Origin of the sequence: Pseudomonas sp. PB105 (assembly GCF_009764655.1) — a bacterium.
GTDB classification, from domain to species: domain Bacteria; phylum Pseudomonadota; class Gammaproteobacteria; order Pseudomonadales; family Pseudomonadaceae; genus Aquipseudomonas; species Aquipseudomonas cyclaminis.
The window spans coordinates 59,803-80,397 of sequence record NZ_RWIO01000052.1 but is presented as its reverse complement, the minus strand read 5'-3'; the positions used below and the strand labels follow the sequence as shown (position 1 = coordinate 80,397).

The 20,595-nt window shown below is 63.6% G+C and carries 4 protein-coding genes; 2 read left to right on the top strand and 2 right to left on the bottom strand.

The window, feature by feature from the left end:
• Both EJD88_RS13855 and EJD88_RS13850 read left to right on the top strand, forming a co-directional pair.
• On the top strand, positions 1-5,987 hold a 5,987-nt coding region (locus EJD88_RS13855; protein ID WP_158878242.1), incomplete at its 5' end, for a non-ribosomal peptide synthetase.
• Positions 5,988-6,048: 61 nt separating this feature from the next.
• Positions 6,049-7,002, top strand: coding sequence for an alpha/beta hydrolase (locus tag EJD88_RS13850; protein ID WP_158878241.1), 954 nt, complete (start codon positions 6,049-6,051; stop codon positions 7,000-7,002).
• Positions 7,003-7,064: 62 nt separating this feature from the next.
• Here EJD88_RS13850 and EJD88_RS13845 read toward each other — a convergent pair whose 3' ends face one another.
• Positions 7,065-10,244, bottom strand: a complete 3,180-nt coding sequence (locus EJD88_RS13845) for a non-ribosomal peptide synthetase (RefSeq protein WP_158878240.1) — start codon at positions 10,242-10,244, stop codon at positions 7,065-7,067.
• A complete protein-coding gene (locus EJD88_RS13840) occupies positions 10,241-20,443 on the bottom strand; it encodes a non-ribosomal peptide synthetase (protein ID WP_158878239.1) in 10,203 nt (3,400 codons plus the stop codon). Before EJD88_RS13840 ends, EJD88_RS13845 begins: the two co-directional genes overlap by 4 nt.
• Positions 20,444-20,595 lie beyond the last annotated feature (152 nt).

Here is a 20,595-nt window from a genome sequence, read left to right as displayed (position 1 = left end):
GCCCTGCCCTTACCGCCGAGCGCTTCATGACCAGCCCGTTCGGTGACGGCCAACGCCTGTATCGCACCGGCGACCTGGCCAGCTACCGTCCCGACGGCGTCATCGAATACCGGGGCCGTATCGACCACCAGGTAAAAATTCGTGGCCTGCGCATTGAGCTGGGCGAGATCGAAACCCGCCTGATGGAACTGGACTGCGTACGCGAAGCCGTGGTGATTGCGGCCGACGGCCAGTTAGTCGCCTACGCCGTGCCCAGCGAAGCCGGTGACGCAGATGAACTGCGCAGCCACATCAAGCAACGCCTGGGCGAACACCTGCCCGACTACATGGTGCCTGCCCAGTTGATCTTCCTCGATCAACTGCCCCTGAGCCCCAACGGCAAACTGGACCGCAAGGCCCTGCCGAAACCCGATGCGAACCTGCTGCAAAAAACCTACGTGGCGCCGCACAGCCCGCTGGAACAGCAGATCGCCGCGATCTGGCAAGACGTGCTGAAACTGGAACGCGTCGGCCTGAACGACAATTTCTTCGAACTGGGCGGTGATTCCATCATTTCCATCCAGGTGGTCAGCCGCGCCCGCCAGCAGGGCATCGGCTTTACACCCAAGGAACTGTTCCAGCACCAGACCGTGCAAGGCCTGGCCAGCGTGGCTCGTATGGGCGCAAGTGCCCACGTGATCGACCAGGGCCCAGCCACGGGCCCGCTCACGTTGCTGCCGATTCACCAGGTATTTTTTGAAACGGCGATCCCAGAGCGCCATCACTGGAACCAGTCGGTACTGCTCCAACCTGCCCAGCCGCTGGTGGCCGAGGCACTGCAACAGGCGTTGCTCGCAGTGATTGAGCACCACGACGCCCTGCGTTTGAGCTTTGAGCAACACGCTGGCGACTGGAGCGCCCAGTACCGGCCAATGGCCGACTGGCAGTTGCAACAGGTTGACGCCAGCGTCGAGCAACTGCCGGACCTGTGCGATCAAGCCCAGGCCAGCCTCGACCTGCAACACGGCCCGCTGATCCGCGCCGTATTGATCCACGTGGCCGACGGCAGCCAGCGCCTGCTGTTGGTGATTCACCACCTGGCAGTGGATGGCGTGTCCTGGCGGATTCTCTTTGAAGACCTGCAAAACGCCTATCAACAGGTCAGCAACCAGCAATCGGTGCAATTGCCGGCCCGCACCAGTTCAGTCAAGGCCTGGGCCGAGCGCCTGCAACACCGTGCGCAACACCCGACCGCCCAGGACGAATTGCACTACTGGCTGGCGCAACTCGATACCGACACGCCCGATCTGCCCTGCGAACGCCCCCATGGCAGCCTGGACAATCGCTACAGCCACACCCTGCATACCCACCTCGACGCCCGGCAGACCAGACAGTTGCTGCAACAGGCGCCCAAGGCCTATCGCACGCAGATCAACGACCTGCTGCTGACGGCCCTGGCGCGTGTCATCATCCGCTGGACCGGCGCCGCGCATTGCCTGGTGGAGCTGGAAGGCCATGGCCGCGAAGACCTGTTCGATGACATCGACCTGACTCGCACGGTGGGTTGGTTCACCAGCCTGTTCCCGGTCAAGCTGGTACCGGCCGGCACCCTTGGCGACTCCATCAAGCAGATCAAGGAACAGTTGCGGGCAATCCCCGACAAGGGCTTGGGCTATGGCGCCCTGCGCTACCTCGGCACGCCGCAGGCACGGGCCAGCCTCGGCGCCTTGCCGGCGCCACGCATCACCTTCAACTACCTGGGCCAGTTCGATGGCAGCTTCGATGCCAAACAGGGCTCGTTGCTGGCCCCCGCCGCCGAAGGCAGCGGCCGTGAGCAGGCGCCGGATGCGCCACTGGGCAACTGGCTGAGCCTCAATGGCCAGGTATACGGCGATGAACTGACCCTGGGCTGGCAATTCAGCCGTGAGATGTTCGACGAGGCGACCATTGCGCACCTGGCCGATGACCTCAAGCGCGAGTTGCTGGCCCTGATCGAGCACTGCTGCGACACCGCCAACGTGGGGGTCACGCCGTCCGACTTTGCGCTGGCGCGTATCAGCCAGGCGCAACTGGACCGCCTGCCAGTGCCGTTGCCACAGCTCGAAGACCTCTACCCGTTGTCGGCGATGCAACAGGGCATGCTGTTCCACACACTGGAAGCACCGGAAAGCGCACTGTACGTGAACCAGATGGCCGTCTCGGTCACCGGGCTGGACGTTGCGCGGTTCACCGCCGCCTGGAACGCCGTGATTGAGCGCCATGAAATCCTGCGTACCGGGTTCTGGGCCGACAACCAACTGACCGAACCGCTGCAAGTGGTCTACCGCGCGGCGAAGATGCCAGTCGACGTCCTCGACTGGCAGCAACGGGACGTCAGCGCCCAGGACCTGGAAGTACTCGCGAGCCAGGATTGCGCCCGTGGCTTCGAACTTCTGCATGCACCGCTCACACGCCTGACCCTGGTACAGCTCGACACGCAGACGCACTACCTGATCTGGACCAGCCACCACATCCTCATGGACGGCTGGTCCAACTCGCGGCTGTTGGGTGAAGTCTTCGCGATCTACAACGGCCAGGCCGCACCGCCCAAACGCGGGCATTACCGCGATTACATCCGCTGGCTGCAAGATCAATCCCAAGCGGTACTGGAGCAGTTCTGGAAAACCAAGCTCCAGGACTTGAACGGCACCTCGTCCCTCGCCAACAGCCTGTCGCCCAAGCCGGCCATGGAGTTGGAAGGCCACGCGGCGCTGTATCTGAATTGGGATACGCGGCAAACCGCACAGTTGCGTGAGCAGGCCCAACGCCTGCGCGTCACGCCGAACACGCTGATCCAGGCCACTTGGTTACTGCTGTTGCAGCGCTATACCGGCCAGGACACCGTGTGCTTCGGCGCGACGGTCGCGGGTCGTCCGGCCAGCCTGCCAGGCTCAGAGGACATGCTCGGGCTGTTTATCAACACGTTGCCCATTATCCAGACCCCGCAACCGCATATGCCCGTCGCCCAATGGCTGCAAGCGTTGCAGGCCTATAACCTGGAAGTGCGCGACCACGAGCATGCGTCCCTGGCGGATGTACAACGCTGGTCGGGCCAAGGTGGCCAGCCGCTGTTTGACAGCATTCTGGTGTTTGAAAACTATCCGGTGGACGAGCGTCTGCAGGAAGCCGGGCAGGAACACCTGAGCTTCGGCGACGTCAGCAGCCGCGATGTGACCAACTTTGCCATGGACCTGGCGATCAACCTCGGCGACACCCTGAAGATCGAGTTCCTGTACCTGCGCAACCGCTTTACCGAGGCCGCCACTGCACAAATCCTGCGCAGCTTTGAAACCCTGCTGCTGGAACTGCTGAACAACGCCCAGGCCAACGTCGGCAGCCTCAACATGCTGGCAGGCCCCGAACAGCAATTGTTGCTGCAACGCAACCACCTGAACCCAGCCAAGGCGCCACGCGCGCACCTGGCACAGGTGATCCGGCAACACGCACTGGAGCGGCCAGACGCAGTGGCGGTCGTGTGCGACGGTATCGCGTTGAGCTACGGCGAACTGGATGCGCGGGCCAACCGCCTGGCCCACTGCCTCATGGCCCAGGGCATCGGCCCGGAGATGTTCGTCGGCGTCGCTCTGGAGCGCTCGGTGGACGTCATTGTCGCGTTCTATGGCGTCATGAAAACCGGCGCCGCCTACGTGCCGCTGGACATCGACTACCCACAGGACCGCGTGCAGTGGATCGTCGAAGACTCTGCCATGAGCGTACTGATCAGCCAGCACTCGCTGCGGTCGCGCTTCGACGGCCTGGGCGAGGCGACCCTTATCGAGCTGGATCGCCTGCCGCTGTCGGACTGGCCGGCGACGTGCCCGGCAACCCAGGTGCACGACCATAACCTGGCCTATCTGATTTACACCTCGGGCTCCACCGGCAAGCCCAAGGGGGTGGCCGTGGCCCACGGGCAAATCCGCATGCATTGCCAGGCCATCGCCGAGCGTTACGAGATGGACAGCAGCACCCGTGAATTGCTGTTCATGTCGTTCGCCTTCGACGGTGCCCAAGAGCGTTGGCTATCGACGCTGCAAAGCGGCGGATGCCTGGTCGTCAGGGGTAACCAGCTGTGGACACCGGAAGAAACCTGGCAGGCGCTGCACGCGCACAGCATCAGCATCGCGTGCTTCCCTCCGGCGTATCTGCAACAGCTGGCCGAGTACGGCGACAGCCAAACCGATGCACCACCGCCCGTGCGCATTTACTGCTTCGGCGGCGACGCGGTGGCAGAGGCCAACTTCGAGTTGGTCACGCGCGTGCTCAAGCCGCAGTACCTGACCAACGGGTACGGCCCCACCGAAACCGTGGTGACCCCGCTGCTGTGGAAAGTGAGTGTCGATGAACGCTGCGACGCGGTGTACGCGCCGATCGGCACCCGCATCGGTGAACGTACGCTGTATGTGCTGGACGAACACCTCAACCCCGTGCCCGATGGTGTGGCGGGCGAGTTGTACATCGGCGGCGAAGGCGTTGCCCGTGGGTATCACCAGCGCCCCGGCCTGAGCGCCGAACGGTTTGTGGTTGACCCGTTCGCTGCCGACGGCACACGCCTGTATCGCACCGGGGATCTGGTGCGCCAGCGCCCAGACGGCGTGATCGACTACCTTGGCCGCCTGGACAACCAGGTGAAGATCCGCGGTTTCCGGATCGAGCTGGGAGAAATTGAGTCACGCCTGCGCGAGATCCCGGATGTGCAAGACGCCGTGGTGGTCGCCCGCGATACCGCCGGCGGCAAGCAACTGATCGGTTACGTGGTAGCCGACGCTTCGGCCGGGCTGGGCGAACGCCTGCGAGCGGCTTTGCAGGTGGAATTGCCCGACTACATGGTGCCGGCGCAAATCCTCGCGCTCCCAGCTTTCCCACTCAACCCCAACGGCAAGCTGGACCGCCTGGCCCTGCCTGACCCGGATTTCAAGGGCCGCGCCTTCGTTGCACCGCGCAATTCGTTGGAGGCACAACTGGCGGCGATCTGGCAGGAGGTGCTGGAACTGGAGAGCGTGGGCGTCACCGACAACTTCTTCGAATTGGGCGGCGACTCGCTGCGCATTCTCAAGGTGCTGTCGAAGGTGCGCAGCCAACCGGATATCGGCATCGAGCTGAAACTGCGGGACATGATCGGCAAGCCCACCATCGCCGAGTTGTCCGGGTTTGCCGAAGACGATGCGAGCCTCAATCCGCTGCTGCTGCTCAACAGTGAAACAACGCTCAGCGCGCCGCTGTTCTGCCTGCATGCCGGTTTTGGCACTGTGTTCGACTACGAGCCCCTGGCCCGTCGCCTGGATGGACAGCGCAGCGTCTACGGCCTGCAATGTCGCATGCTGCTGGACCGTCAGTGGAACGATGATTCGCTGGCGTCCATGGCCATCGATTACAGCCAGTACATCCGCCAGCAGCAAGCCAGCGGCCCTTACCACCTGATGGGCTGGTCGCTGGGTGGCACCCTTGCGGTGCTGGTGGCCCAGGAGCTGGAAAGCCAGGGCCAACGCGTGGAGTTTCTCGGCCTGGTGGACAGTTTTGTACCCACTGGCGAGGACGTCTTGAGTGACGACTGGAGCGAGGACCTGCGCGGGTTCCTCGCGGTACTGTTCGGCCTCTCGGCCGAGGAGTTGCCAACCTTTGAGGTCGGGGCGACGACGGACAACGCGGCGCTGGAGCAGCTGATCGCGCAGGTCCAGGCAGGTGCCGCCGCCCGTTCGGCGTACGCCGCAATCAGCACCGAGGAGCTGGCTCACACCTTCCAGGTAGCGATGAAACTCAAGGCGTTGTCCACGCACCTGGACGGCTTGCCGCCCACCCGGGCGCAGGCCCATTGCTGGTGGGCCAAGGCGATTGCCGGCCAGCCTGCATCGAACATGGCCAGCGCCCGGAGCAACGAACAGATCGCCGCCGGCCACTACGACATTCTCAACCACCCGACCCTGCTTCAGGGTCTGTTGCAGCACCTGGCGCTGCAACCCGTAGCCAGTTGAAACCGTCGCCGCCCCTGATGGTCAGGGGCGGCGCTTCAGCCTATTTCACAAGGAACATGCAATGCCCCTGGACCCTGATCTCGAAGGTTTTCTGGAATTGGCACAGATGGGTCGCCTGACCGGTAAAAGCCAACCCATGCACGCACTGAGTGTTGAACAGGCACGGCGGGAGTTCGAACAGACTTCGGCCATTCTCGACCCCAGCCCGCCAGGGTCGGTGGTGGTCAGCCAACTGACGTTCACCGCCCGCGATGGCCATGCCTTGCCCGCCCGCCTATACCGGGCGCCGGGCACCGCGCAATTGCCGGTGATTGCGTATTTCCACGGCGGCGGTTATGTGGTGGGCAGCCTGGACTCCCACGACTCCATCTGCCGCAGGCTCGCGGCCAGCGGCGAGTACGCGGTGTTCGCGCCCGCTTACCGTCTGGCGCCACAGGCGAGCTTCCCGACCGCTGTCAATGACAGCCTTGACGCCTCCAATTGGCTGGCCGAACAGGCTGGCAACCTGCAACTGGACAACACCCGGATTACCCTGGCAGGTGACAGTGTGGGGGCAACGCTGGCGACCGTCCTGGCGATCACCGCAGTGAAAGCGCCGCTGCAACTGGCGTTCAAACCCTGGGCCCAGTTGCTGTTTTACCCCGTCACCGATACCTCGCGGCAGCGTGATTCCCATCGCCAGTATGCCGAGGATTACCTGCTGGAAACGGCCACGCTGCAATGGTTCTACCAGCACTATTGCCCGGATGCCCAACAGCGCCTCGACTGGCGGGTCTCGCCACTGCTGGCGCAGGGGCTGACAGCATTGGCCCCGGCGTATATCAGCCTGGCCCAATACGATCCGCTGTATGACGAAGGACAGGCTTACGCCCAGATGCTGGCGGCGAGCGGCACAGCGGTGAGCCTGCACGTAGAGTCGGGGTTGACCCATGACTTTCTGCGCATGAACGGTATTACCGGTGCGGTTGCGGGTATTTATGAAGGGGTGTTGAGCTGGTTGGGGGAACAGCGCTAAGCGCCACTTGAGCATTCCCGCCATTAACCAACGGGGCTGATTGCCAGCCCCGTTTTACATGCTTATCCCTGCTCCTTGCTCGCTTGCAACTGCTTGGCCTTCTCCACAAGCGCCGCTTTCTCTTCAGGGGTCATTGCATCCAGGCGCAAACGCGCCTGGGCGATTTTCTCCAACTGCCCCGCGACACTCTCACGCTCGCGCAGCACCCGCGCCAGTGCCGCCACGCTGGGGTGATCAAACACCACACCCGGATGAATCTCGCATTGCAGCAGTTTGCGGATACCTGCCACGAGCTTGATCACCAACAAGGAATGCCCGCCTGCGGCGAAAAAGTCCTCCTCGATGCTCAGCCGTTCCAAACCGACCAATTGGGCCATGCGCGTGGACAACAGCGTTTCGAGCGCATCCCGTGGCGCGACGTACAGCGTCTGGGAAACCACGGGTTGAGTGTGCTGCAGCGCCTTGCGGTCAACCTTGCCGTTTGGCAGGCGCGGCATGCGTTCAAGGCTCACAATCTGGCGTGGCACCATGGCCGCCGGGAGGTGCTGAGCCAGTTGGTTTTTCAATTGAGGCCCTGCGTCCTCTGCCGTCGCCGCACGCATGACCACGAACGCTTGCGGCTCCTCCTGCACCAGCACCACCACGGCCTCACTGACCTCGGGCAACCGCAGCAACTGCGCCTCTATCTCTGCCAGCTCAATGCGGAAACCCCGCACCTTGACCTGATGATCACGGCGGCCATACAACTGCACACCGCCCTCCACGCGGTAACGGGCCAGGTCTCCCGTGCGGTAAAGGCGCTCGCCGCCCACCAGTGGGCTATGGATAAACGCGTCTGCGTCAGCCTCGCCCTGCAAGTAGCCTCGGCACAGCTGTCGGCCACCGATGAACAACTCACCGAGTTCCCCCGTCGCCAGCAGTTGTGCGTCCGCACCGAGTACGAACACCTGGTTGCCGGCGAGCACCTTTGTCAGCGGCACGCCATGGGTCACGTCCTCAGCGGGGAGTAACGGATGCACCATCACCCCCACCGTCGCTTCGGTGGGGCCGTAATGGTTGAATACACGGCAGTCGGGCCGCAGCTGGCGAATACGCTGCACCAGGCTTGCGCCGATGGCTTCACCGCCCAGCACCAGCGTGCCAGGCAATACGGCGGCATCAGCCTCAAGCAAGGCGGCCAGGTGTGAGGGCACGATTTTCAGGCAATCGATGCGGTTTTCCCGCAGGAACCCGGCGAAGCCCTGGGGATCTTGCAGTGTGACGTCATCCGCGACGTGCAGCGTAGCGCCGTTGTACAGCGCGCCGAACAAGGTGGTGTTGCCCAGGTCCGCCGCTACCGTGGAACTGAAGGCAAAATCGCGGCAGGCGGACAGGCCCAATTGCTGACTGCTGCTCGCGACATAGCTGAGCAACGCGCCATGCTCGATTACCACGCCTTTGGGCTGGCCAGTGGAGCCGGAGGTGAAGAGCACATACGCGACATCATGGGCCTGCACGGATACCGCCGGGGCCGCCGGCACATCCAGGGTCGCGGCGCCCAGGTTGAGCAGCTTGAACGAGGTCAGCGGATCGTCCTGGCTCGGCGCGTGCGCCACCAGAATCAGGCTCGCGGCGGCGTACCGTGCGATTTCAGCCTGGCGCGCCACTGGCCATTGCGGGTCCAGCGGCAGATAGGCTGCGCCCGCACGCCAGGTGGCGAGAATAGCGACGACCAGTTCCACCGAGCGCGGCAGCGCCAGGCCTACAATCGACCCAGCGCTCACACCCTGGCGCAGTAATTCGGCACTCAATTGCGCGGTGCGGGCGTCCAGTTCGGCGTAGCTGAGGGTCTGGCCCGCCGCGACCAACGCCACGGCATCCGGCGTCTGGCCAGCCCAAGCGGCGATACGTTGGGGCAACAGCTGCAGCGCCTGCATCCCCTGAGCCGGCGGGTTCAGCGCCAGCAACCGGCTCTTTTCCTCGTTATCCAGCAGGTTCAGACGGGCAAGGGTTTCATCCGGTTTATCGGCAATGCTGTGGAGCAACTGGCGCAGCTGGCCCAACAGCGTCTCGACGGCGTGCGCCGAATAGCGTGCGGGAGTGAAGTCCAGTGATAAACCTTGAGGTTCTCCCGACACGGCGATTTCCAGCTGCAGTGCCAACTCGAACTCAGGCAGACGGGCCGGCAGGTCGCTGCCCGCCCAGACCGTCCCGGCGACTTCAAGCGGTGCCGACACCAACCGATTGCCAAAACCGACCGCAGGCGCGGCCTGTTGGGGGAATGACAACGGTGCCCAGTATTCCTGCCAGGTGCGGTGCTGATCCAACTGTGCGGCAAGGGTGGTCACCAGCTCACGGAAAGTGCTGGCCGGATCAATACGAATCGCCAACGGCAGGGTTTTCTCGAACAGGCCCAGGCTGTGGCTGAAAAACTCATAGTCCTGGCGCGCATCATGCCGCCAGCCCGCCAGGAAAGAGTCGCGACCACTGATGCGTGCCAGCAGCACCCACCAGGCGGCGTGTATCAGCACGTCCAGCGGCAGCCCCACCGTGCGCAGGCGGGCCAACAGCGATTGATCCAGTGGCACGCTCAAGCGTTCTGCCGGCAGGACTTCTGCGCAGGTCAGGCGATAGGGCAAGTCTGGCCCGTTGACCAGATTCTCGTGCCCTTGCAGGTACTGCTGCCAGTAAGCCTTGGCGGTGTCTGCGTCTTCGTCGAAGATCACCTCGCTGCGCCATTCCAGGTACTGGGAAAACTGCCCCGGTTCGTCCTCTTCAAACCCTTGCTGCCCATAAGCGGCCACCAACTCCTGCTGGATCAGGGCCAGGGTCCCGGCATCCGCGGCATAACGCGCCACGCCTATCAGCAGTTGCCAGTGGTCCGTTTCCAGGCGCTGTAACAACGCGCCGATCAGCGGCTGTTGCTGCCGCCACCACTGCTGTTGGCGTGCAACCACCTGTTGGGGCGACGCCACGTCGAGCCACAGGGTCAAGCTCACCGCTTCAGCCGGCGCGACCCGCTGGCGCAATCCGTGATAACCACTGACGGGCGCAAACTGCGTACTCAATGCTTCGTGGCGCACCGCCAGGCTGTCGAGCGCGTGTTGCAGGCGCACCGGGTCCAGTTCGCCGCGAATATCCAGTTTCACGCAGTGGGTGAGATCGCCCCAGCTCGCCCCCTGTTGCCGGGCGTCCAGATGCTGTTGCTGTTCGACCAGCAACGCCAGTCCCGCGTCCACGGTGCCCTGTTGTGCAGTACTCATGCTCCGGCCTCTTCCTTTTCGGTCTCGCTGTGCGCCACGTTCAGCGCGCTGCGTTCAATCATTTCGCCCATTGCCACGACAATCTTGCGCGGGCCTTCGAAAGGATCCCGAGCGTGAGCAGCCAGCATGTTGTCCAGCAGGATGACATCGCCCTTGTGCCAGTCGAACCGCACTGCGCAGGCTTCGTACAGCTCGCCCACCAGGGCCATGACCTCGTCTTCAATCGGCGAGCCATCGCCGTAATACACGTGCCGGGGCATACGCTGCTCGCCGAACAGCGCCAGCAAGTCTTCGCGCACGTCCGGGTCCAGGCAGAAGATGTGATGCAACTGAACCTGGTTGAAGAAGGTTTTTTCCCCCGTCACCGGGTGCCGGATGATCGCCGGGCACGGGGTGCGGATTTGCAGTTCATCGTTATCCAGCCAGGTCCAGGCGATGCCCGCCGCCCGGCAACGCGCTTCGACGTCGGCACGCACGTCGGTCTTGAAGAAGTGCTGCCAGGAGACGTCCAGCTTGTCGGCAAAGGTGCGCACGTACAGCAACCCCTTGTCCTCGAAACGCTCGCGGATCGTCGCCGGCAACTTGAGGTACATCTGCCGGCAGTCCACCACCGGCGTGGCACCGCCGATTGGCGATGGCTGCTCGCAGAAGAACAGCTGCTTGCGCGGCCAGCGGTCCTGATGGGAGCTTTCGTTATGGAACAGGATCATTTTCTTTTCGGGGTACGGCGTGGACCGGTAGGTGTTCTTACCGCCCTCTTTTTTCGGCAAGTCGCCGTATTGGCCATAGAGGCCCGGCTGTACGGCTTCAGCAAACGCTTCGAAGTCATGAATATCGCGCAGGGCAAATCCACGGAACAGAACCCCCGCATGGCGGGCCAGTTTTTCTTCCACCAGGGCGCGGTTGTCCTTGATCCAGGCCACCAGGTCCAGGCCCGGATCGGTGGGTTCCATCAGCAATGGAAAATCCTGTCCGGGGACCAACAGCGATTCACGCATCAGCGCGCCGGCAGGCTTGTCGGTGCGACTCTGGGATTTTTTCAGGAACTTGCCCAGCTTGTCGGCCTTGATGGCTGGCGGTACGGGCGTCGTGGCGTGTTCAACAGTGTTGCTAGGCATGGTGATATCCCCTAATTGAATGTTCGGATCACACACAATCTGTTCAAGAATTCCCGTCCAGGCGTTGACGAAGGACTCGATGCGTTGTTGTTCAAACAGGTCGCTGGCGTACTGCCAGGTACCGTGCACGCCGCCTGCGTCCTCGTCGATGAACAGGGCCATATCGAACTTGGAGTAACCGCCACGAGTCGGCAGCACTTCAACCTCGATCCCGTCCATCCGGCCACCCTGAACCGGCAGGTTGTTCATGACGAACAGCACCTGTACCAGCGGGTTGAAACCCCGTTGGCGCGGGCGTGGCGAGGCCTCCACAATCATGTCGAAGGGCAGGTCCTGGTGATCGAAAGCGTCCAGCGCGGTGCCTTGGGTGGTGGCCAGGAAAGCGCTGAACGGTTGCAGCGGCGCAAAGGTCGAGCGCAGCGGCAGAATGTTCACGAAGAAACCGATCAGCCCTTCCAGCTCAGGCTGCTGGCGCCCGGCAACGTCGGCGCCGACCAGCACGTCATCGCTGCCGCTGAGGCGATGCAGCAGGATCTGGAACGCGGCCAGCATCGTGCTGTACAGCGTGACACCGGCACGCGCCGACAGCGCCTTGAGCCCTTCGTGCAACGCCACGGGCAGCGTGAAGCCTAGGTCGCGACCTTCATGGGTCGGCGCCTGGGGGCGCGGCTGGTCGGTGGGCAATTGCAATACGCCGCTGTGCCCGGCCAGTGCCTGCTCCCAGTAACGCGCCTGCGCGGCCAGCACGCCGGTGTGTTGCAGTTGGTGTTGCCAGAGGGCGTAATCGGAGTACTGGATCGGCAGCGCAGGCAGCGGCTCAACCACCCCCGCCTTCGCCCGGCCGTAGAAGCCCACCAGTTCATTGACCAGCACCGCCATCGACCAGCCATCGGAGATGATGTGGTGCATCGAATACAGCAGCACATGTTCGGTGGGGCCCAGCTTGAGCACCTGTCCACGCAACAAGGGCGCCTGCAACAGGCTGATGGATTGGCGGGTATTGGCCTCAACGGCGGCGGCGACCCGGCGCTGCTGCTCGGCCGGATCCAGGGACGACAAGTCCAATACCGGCAAGTCGACCTCTACGTGCGCGGCGATGACCGCCAGCGGATCACCCTCCTCGTCGGTGATGTAGGCCGTGCGCAGGGTTTCGTGACGGGCAATCACCTGTGCCAGGCTGCTGATCAGCAGCGGCACCGACAACTCGCCGCGCAAGCGCACGGCCAGCGGCATGCCATAGGCGCCACTGGCCTGCGACAGCTGTTCCACTACCCATAGCCGGCGCTGCACCAGAGAAAGCATCGCGCTGGTTTTTTCGCCGTGGGCCACTAACGGGCTGCGCGCCGGTGCCGCGTCCTGCCCGGTGCGCGTGGCCACTGCCGCGATAAAGTCTGCCAATCGCGGCGCGCCAAACAGGTCGCGCAGGGTCAGGTCGCAGGCCAGCAGCGTCTTCAGGCGTGCAACCACTTGGGTGGCTAGCAGCGAATGCCCACCCAACTCAAAGAAGTGATCGTCCAGCCCAACCTGCTCCAGCCCCAGCACGTTTTGCCAAACCTGCGCGACCTGGGTTTCCAGGGCCGTTCGGGGTGCCACATAGTGTTTTTGCCGTTGGCTGACATCCGGTTTTGGCAAGGCTTTTCGGTCGAGCTTGCCGTTGGGGCTCAGAGGCAACAGGTCGATCAGCATCAGGCAACTCGGCACCATGTAGTCCGGCAAGGACTGACGCAAAGCCGCCGTCAAGGCTGGCGCCTCCAGGGCATTCGACTGGGGCACGACATAGGCGACCAACTGCGCACCGGTTGGCCCGTCCAACGCAATCACAGCCGCCTCGCGCACCTGGGGCATGGCTTGCAGACAGGCTTCGATTTCCCCCATCTCGATCCGGAACCCACGGATTTTCACTTGATGGTCAATGCGACCCACGTACTCCAGGGCCGCGTTGTCGTTGTAGCGAGCCAGGTCGCCGCTGCGGTAGAGCCGCGATCCCGGCACGCCGGAGAACGGGTCCGGCAGGAAGCGTTCGGCGGTCAGCGCCGGACGATCGAAGTAGCCCTGGGCCAAGCCCGCCGCAGCACCGATGCACAGCTCGCCTACGCCGCAGGTGGGCAGCAATTCAAATCCGCTGTCCAGCACGTACAGCGAGCGCCCGTCGATAGCCCGCCCGATCGGCATGCCGAAGGCGTCATTGGCATCTGCAAGCTGGCATTCATGCACGCTGGAGACCACGGTGGCCTCGGTCGGGCCATAAGTGTTCACCAAACGAACATTGCCCAACCCGGCCTCGTGCCAGGCACGTACGCCCTCCACGGCCATGGCTTCGCCGCCGACATGCAGCTGGCGCAGGTTGCCCAGGGTGCGACCATCGACAGCGCATTCCTTGGCCAGCAAGTACCAATAGGCCGCGGGCAGGTCGGCCAGGGTCACGCCCTGCTCGACGATTTCCCGCGCCAGCAACCCGGCGTCCCACAGCTCATCGCCGCGCATGATCAGCGCCGCGCCGACACACAGCGGCGGATAGCATTGCTCGACAAACCCGTCGAAGCTGAACGTCGCAAATTGCAGCACGCGGTCGGCGGGCGTCAGCGCACTGTAATCCGCCGCTGTGTCGCAGAACTGATCGAGTGCAGCATGATCGATGGCCACACCCTTGGGTTGGCCGGTGGAGCCGGAGGTGTAGATCACATAAGCGAGGTCGGCGGCGGTGGCGTGGTTGGCTGGGTTGGTCGACGGGTAACCCGCCAGCTCTTGCCCCTGAGCGCTGAAATCCACACGTTTGAGCCCATGGGGCAATGGCAGCTCTGCCAGCAACCCGGTCTCGCTGAGCAATAGGTTCAGACGACTGTCTGCCAGCATGTAGCTGAGGCGCTCGGCGGGGTAATTGGGGTCCAGCGGCACGTAGGCCGCACCGCTTTTTAGCACCGCCAGCAGGCTGACGATCAACTGCGGGCCACGGCGGGAAACCAGGCCTACGCGCTGGCCCGGGCCCACGCCCTGCTCCAGCAGGCGGTGAGCCAGGCGGTTGGCCCGCTGATTGAGCTGGGCATAGCTCAAGCGTTCACTGCCTGCCTGCACCGCCAGCGCATCCGGGGTGGCCTGGGCCTGGGCGGCGATGCGTTCATGCACGCGCACCTGGCGCCGGGGCGTGCCAGGGGATTGGCTGATGGCGAGCAGCGAAGCCTGCGTGCTGCTGTCCAGCAATTGCAGGTTGCCCAGTGGCACCTCGGTATCCGCCACCAGTTGCACCAGCAGATGCTGCAGATTGGCGCTCAATTGCGCGACCTGTTGCTCGGTGAACCGCGCCCGGTCGTAGCTGAACTCCAGGCGCAAGCCGGTCCCCAGTTCGATGCCCAGGGTCAGCGGGTAGTGGGTGCGCTCATGGTTATGCATCTTGCCGAAGGTCAGGCCTGCCGGCGCGCCTTGCTTGAGCGCTTGCGCCACCGGGAAGTTTTCAAACACCAGCAAGGTGTCGAACAGTGCGCCACCGGGTTGACCGGCCCAGCCCTGGATGTCGTAAAGCGGTACGTGTTCATGGTCGCGCAGGCTGAGATTCAGCGCTTGCAGCTCAGCGAGCCAAGTGGCGGCGGACTGGGCCGGCGAGGCCGCGCTGATGATCGGCAGTGTGTTGATAAACAGGCCCAGTTGCTGCTCGATACCCGGCAACGGCGCCGAACGTCCGGCAACAGTGGCACCGAAGGCCACGCAATCCTGACCGGTGTAGCGTTGCAGCAAGAGGCTCCAGGCGCCTTGCAGGAGGGTGTTGAGGGTGACTTTGTGCTGGCGTGCGCAATCGCCGAGTGCACGGGTGAACTGGCTATCCAAGGTGGTGTGATGGTCAGCCATGCCCGCCCCTTCGACCGGCACGCGCAGTGCTTCAGCCAGCAGGGTTGGGGCTTGCAACGGCGCCAGGGCTTCCCTCCAGAACATTTCACCCGAGGCTTGCTGCTGCAGCCAACCCAGGTAATCGCGGAACTGTCCCAACGGCACGGGCAAAACGTGGCCTGCGTAGTCGGCAATGACTTCGCCAAGCAACTGGGCATTGCTCCAGCCATCCATCAGGATGTGATGGCTGGTGAAAATCATGTGCCAGCCCGTACCGGCACCGCGCACCAACATCAGGCGAAACAGGGGCGCCGTGTTCAACTCAAAACCGCGCTGACGCTCGGCATCGGCCAAGGCGTCGAGGTCAGGATGCGCGGCTTCGATCACTTGCAACTGCAAATCGACCTGGCGCTGGATCACTTGATGGGCGCTGTCCAGGCCGAGCCAGTGAAAGCTGCTGCGCAAAATGTCATGCCGGTCCAACGCTGCCTGCCAGGCACGACCGAAGCTCAGCAGATCAAGGCCTTCAATATCCAGGCGCAACTGGTTGATATAGGCCTGGACCTCAGGCTCGTACAGGGTGTGGAACAGCATGCCTTGCTGCATGGGTGACAGCGGGTAGATATCGGCGATGGCCGGGCCGGCCACGGGCAAATCATCCAATTGCTGCTGGGTCAGGGTTGCCAGCGCAAAGTCCGATGGCGTCACCTGCCCGGCGGGCGTTTCGCAGCAGTGCTGGATCAAGGCGGTGAGTTCGGCGGCGTAATCATCCGCCAGGCGCTGGATGCTCGACGCCTGGAACATCTCGCGGCTGAACCCCCATTGCAGCGCCAGTTCGCCGCCATAGACCTGCCCTTCCACCGTCAACCAGTTGGCCAACGGCGCTTCGGGGTCCTGGGCCTGGCCGCTGCCCTGAGTGGCGGGCACGAACAACGCGGACTCATTGAACTGGCGATCGAACTGACCGAGGTAGTTGAACGTGATACGCGGCGCGGCCAGGCCCGAAAGGGCTTCACGCACGTGAGGCGCAGCCAGATAGCGCAGCAGGCCGTAGCCCAGCCCCTTGTCGGGCACGGCACGCAGTTGCTCCTTGACCGACTTGATCGCGCTCGACAGCTCGCCGTCCGCCTGCAGACGCACAGGGAACAGGCTGGTAAACCAACCCACCGTGCGGGTCAGGTCGACGGCGTCGAACAGATCTTCACGCCCATGGCCTTCCAGCTGGATCAGCGCCCCAGCCTGCCCGCTCCAACGGCTGACTACCCGCGCCAACGCCGTCAGCAACAGGTCGTTGACCTGAGTGCGATAAGCCGCCGGCGCATCTTGCAGCAAATGACGGGTTTGCTCGGCGCTGAGGCGGGTTTCAATCTTGCAGCCCAAGCGGTTTTGCAGCCCGCCACGGGGGTTGTCGCACGGCAACTCGGCGTCGATGGACTGCGCCTGCCAGTAAGGCAGTTGTTCGCCGAGGGTTTGCGCGTGGGCGTGCAGTTGGTGCGCCCAGGTTTGATAGGCGCTGGTCTTGGCCGGCAACGTTGCCTGGCGGTAAGCCTGTTGCAGGTCTTCCAGCAGGATGCGCCATGAAACCCCATCCACCACCAGGTGATGCACCACCAGCAGCAAGCGCTGGGTGCCATCGGCCATGGCGACGAGGGCGGCGCGCAGCAGCGGGCCTTGCGTCAGGTCGAGGCTGCGCTGGGCTTCGTCGCATAGCGCTGCCAGTTGCGTATCGTCGGCGGCATGAGAGTGCCACAGCGCAGGCTCGGCGACGGGCGCAGCGTGGGTTTGCTGCCAGCCATCGGGACCTTGCACAAAGCGCAGGCGCAGGGCGTCATGGTGGTTAATCAGCTGCGTCAGCGCCGCTTCAAGGCGCACCGAGTCCAGGGCCTCGCGTGGGGTCAGCAACAAGGATTGGTTCCAATGGTGACGCGCCGGGATCGCCTCGGCGAAAAAGCCGTGCTGTACCGGCGTCAGGATGACCTCGCCGCTGACCGGCCCTTGGTCGATAACGCTGGCCTGCTCAAAGGTGGCGACCAGCGCCAGGCTGCGCACGCTCTGGTACTGGAACAGGTCGCGCGGGCTGAGGCGAATCCCCGCCTGGCGCGCGCGGCTGACCACCTGGATAGAGATGATCGAATCGCCGCCCAGCTCGAAAAAGTTGTCGTCCAGACCGACCTGCTCCACGCCAAGCACATCGACCCAGATTGCTGACAGGGCTTTTTGCAGGGCGTTTTCCGGGGCGCTGTACGCCTGCTGCGGCGCCACGTCCGGCAGCGGCAGCGCTTTACGGTCGAGCTTGCCATTGGCGGTCACCGGCAGCTTGGCCAGGTGCATCATGTGGGTAGGCACCATGTATTCCGGCAGGCTGCTGAGCAGCCAGGCCTTGAGGTCGGTCGGCGCTTCGCCTTCCAGCACTAGGTAGGCCACCAACTGCTTGCCGCCCTGCACCAGCACTACTGCCTCACGCACGCCGGGGTGTTGCATCAGGCGCGTCTCGATTTCTCCCAACTCGATGCGCAGGCCGCGCAGCTTGACCTGATGGTCGAGGCGACCGAGGTAGTCAATCACACCGTCGTCACGCTGGCGCACGCGGTCGCCGGTACGGTACAGACGCGCACCATCACCGAAAGGGCTGGGCACAAAACGCTCGGCGGTCAGCGCCGGACGGCGGTGGTAACTGCGGGCAAGGCCGGTGCCGCCCAGGTACAGCTCGCCAGACACGCCGGCGGGCACCGGGTTGAGCTGCGCATCGAGCACATAGGTGCCGAGGTTGGCGATTGGGCGGCCAATAGGTACGGCGTCACGGCCTTCGTCGACGCAGGTCCAGTGGGTCACGTCGATGGCCGCTTCGGTCGGGCCATAGAGGTTGAACAACCCTGCCAGGGGCAGTTTGGCGAAGACTTGCAGTTGCGCATCCAGTGGCAAGGCTTCGCCGCTGCACACGATGCGCTTGAGGCTGTTGCAGCCCTGTACGCCCGGCTCATGGATAAACGCCTGGAGCATGGAGGGGACAAAGTGCAAGGTGGTGATGCCGTGCTGACCGATGGTCTCGATCAGACGCGCCGGCTCGCGATGTTCGCCAGGGGCCGCGACCACCAGGCGTGCACCGGTCATCAGCGGCCAGAAGAACTCCCAGACCGAGACGTCAAAGCTGAACGGGGTTTTCTGCAGTACCGCATCGCTGGCGTCGAGGCCATAGGCTTGCTGCATCCAGCACAGACGGTTGACCAGCGCACGGTGGCTGTTACCGGCGCCCTTGGGCTTGCCGGTGGAACCGGAGGTGTAGATCACATAGGCCAGGTTCAGCCCGTGGATGGCGACTGCGGGCAAGGCGCTGCTGTAGCCGTCAAGCCAGCCGGGGGTGTGGTCCAGGGCGATCACCTGAATGCCGTCAGTGGGCAGCGACGGCAACAGGCTGTGCTGGCTGAGCAGCAGTTGGATGCCGCTGTCTTCGATCATGTAGGCCAGGCGTTCCTGGGGGTATTCGGGGTCAAGCGGCACATAGGCGCCGCCGGCCTTGAGAATGGCCAGCAGACCAATGACCATTTCCACGGAACGCTCGACGCAGATTCCCACCAACACATCGGGGCCAACCCCCTGTTCGCGCAAGGCATGGGCCAATTGGTTGGCGCGGGCGTCAAGCTCGCCGTAGGTCAAGGAGACAGCGCCGAAGGCCAGCGCCGGAGCATCGGGCGTGGCCTGGACCTGATCTTCGATCAGTTGATGAATACCGCGCTCGGTCGGGTACGCCTGCGCGGTCTGGTTCCAGGCCTGCACCATGACCTGCTGCTCTTCGGCAGCCAGCATCGGCAACTCGCCGATGCGCTGCTCGCCATCGGCAACCATGGCCTGCAACAGGCTGATCCAGTGCCGGGACATACGCGCGATGGACGGCGCGTCGAACAGGTCGTTGGCGTAGGTCAATGCGGCGTGCAGCGTGCCGGATTTCTCATAAGTATCGAGAGTCAGGTCGAACTGGGTGGTGCGACCTTGCCACTCTACCAACGCGAGTTCCAGGCCGGAGGCGGTACTGACGGAGGCGATATCGGCCACCACCGGCTGGTGGTTGTACATCACTTGGAACAGCGGGGTATGGCTGAGGCTGCGCTCGACTTTGAGGGCTTCCACCAGGCGCTCGAACGGCAGCTCCTGATGGGCCTGGGCGCCGAGGGCGTGCTCCTTGATGCCTTGCAGCAACTCGGCAACGCGGGTTTGCCCGGTCAGTTCGGTACGCAGGACCTGGGTATTGACGAAAAAACCGATCAGCCCTTCGACTTCACCACGGTTACGGTTGGCAATCGGCACGCCGACGCGAATATCGCCCTGGCCGGTGTAACGATGCAGCAGCACATTGAAGGCACCGAGCAACAGCATGAACAGCGTGACGTTGTGCTTTTGCGCGCAGGCACGCAATTGGGCGGCCAGTGCCGGCTCAATCGCGAAGTTATGGCGGGAGCCCTGGTAACTGGGCATGGCCGGGCGCGGGTGGTCCGTCGGCAGTTCCAGCACCGGGTGCTCATCGCCCAGGCGCGCCTGCCAGTACGCCAATTGACGGGCCTGCTCCCCCGCTTCCAGCCAGCGGCGTTGCCACAGGGCGTAATCGCTGTATTGAATCGGCAGTGCCGGCAATTGTGGAGTTTCGTTGCGCTCATGGGCGTCGTAGCAGCGGATGAACTCTTCGATCAGCACGTTCATCGACCAACCGTCGGAGACGATGTGGTGCAGGGTCAGCAGCAGCACGTGCTCCTGCGCGTCCAACTTGAGCAATTGCACACGCAGCAGCGGGCCATGCTCCAGATCGAAAGGCAGCACCGATTGACGGGTCGCTGCGTCATTGACTGCCTGCTCACGTGCGTGCGGTGCCAAGTCACTGAAATCCACGACGTCAACCGCCAGCATCGGCTCCGCTGCCACTTGCAACAGACGCTCATCCGCTTGGCGCTGGAACACTGTACGCAGGGTTTCATGCCGCGCCACCAGGCTGGCGAACGCCTGCTCCAGCGCTTTCAGGTTCAGTGCGCCCTTGAGGCGCACCGCACCGGGCAGGTTGTAGGCACCGCTGGCAGGGTCCAACTGCCAGAGAAACCACATGCGCTGCTGCGCATAGGACAACGCCTGGCGATCCTCGGCATCCACTCCTGCCGGTATCGGAAACCGGGAGAAATCCACCCCTTCTTTCTGCAGTGCCTGCAGGAACAGCTGGCGTTTTTCCAGGGGCAACCCGATAAACCGGCGAGCAAGTTTCAAGGAGTCTTCAGCATTCATTTGTTGGAGTCCGGAGCAATAGGCAGGAAGCACAAAGGCACGTCGTCCCTATAAAACGAACCGCGGAGGGAAAAATTAGCTGCGGGTGGAGGGGCTGGAGCGCGGTGTCATCAAGGGTTACATCAATCCCGGGAAAGCCATGCAAAGGCGAG

Excerpts from the sequence above, each read along its gene's own strand:
- EJD88_RS13850 (WP_158878241.1), top strand. The coding sequence starts at position 6,049 with ATGCCCCTGGACCCTGATCTCGAAGGTTTTCTGGAATTGGCACAGATG.
- EJD88_RS13845 (WP_158878240.1), bottom strand. The coding sequence starts at position 10,244 with ATGAGTACTGCACAACAGGGCACCGTGGACGCGGGACTGGCGTTGCTG.
- EJD88_RS13840 (WP_158878239.1), bottom strand. The coding sequence starts at position 20,443 with ATGAATGCTGAAGACTCCTTGAAACTTGCTCGCCGGTTTATCGGGTTG.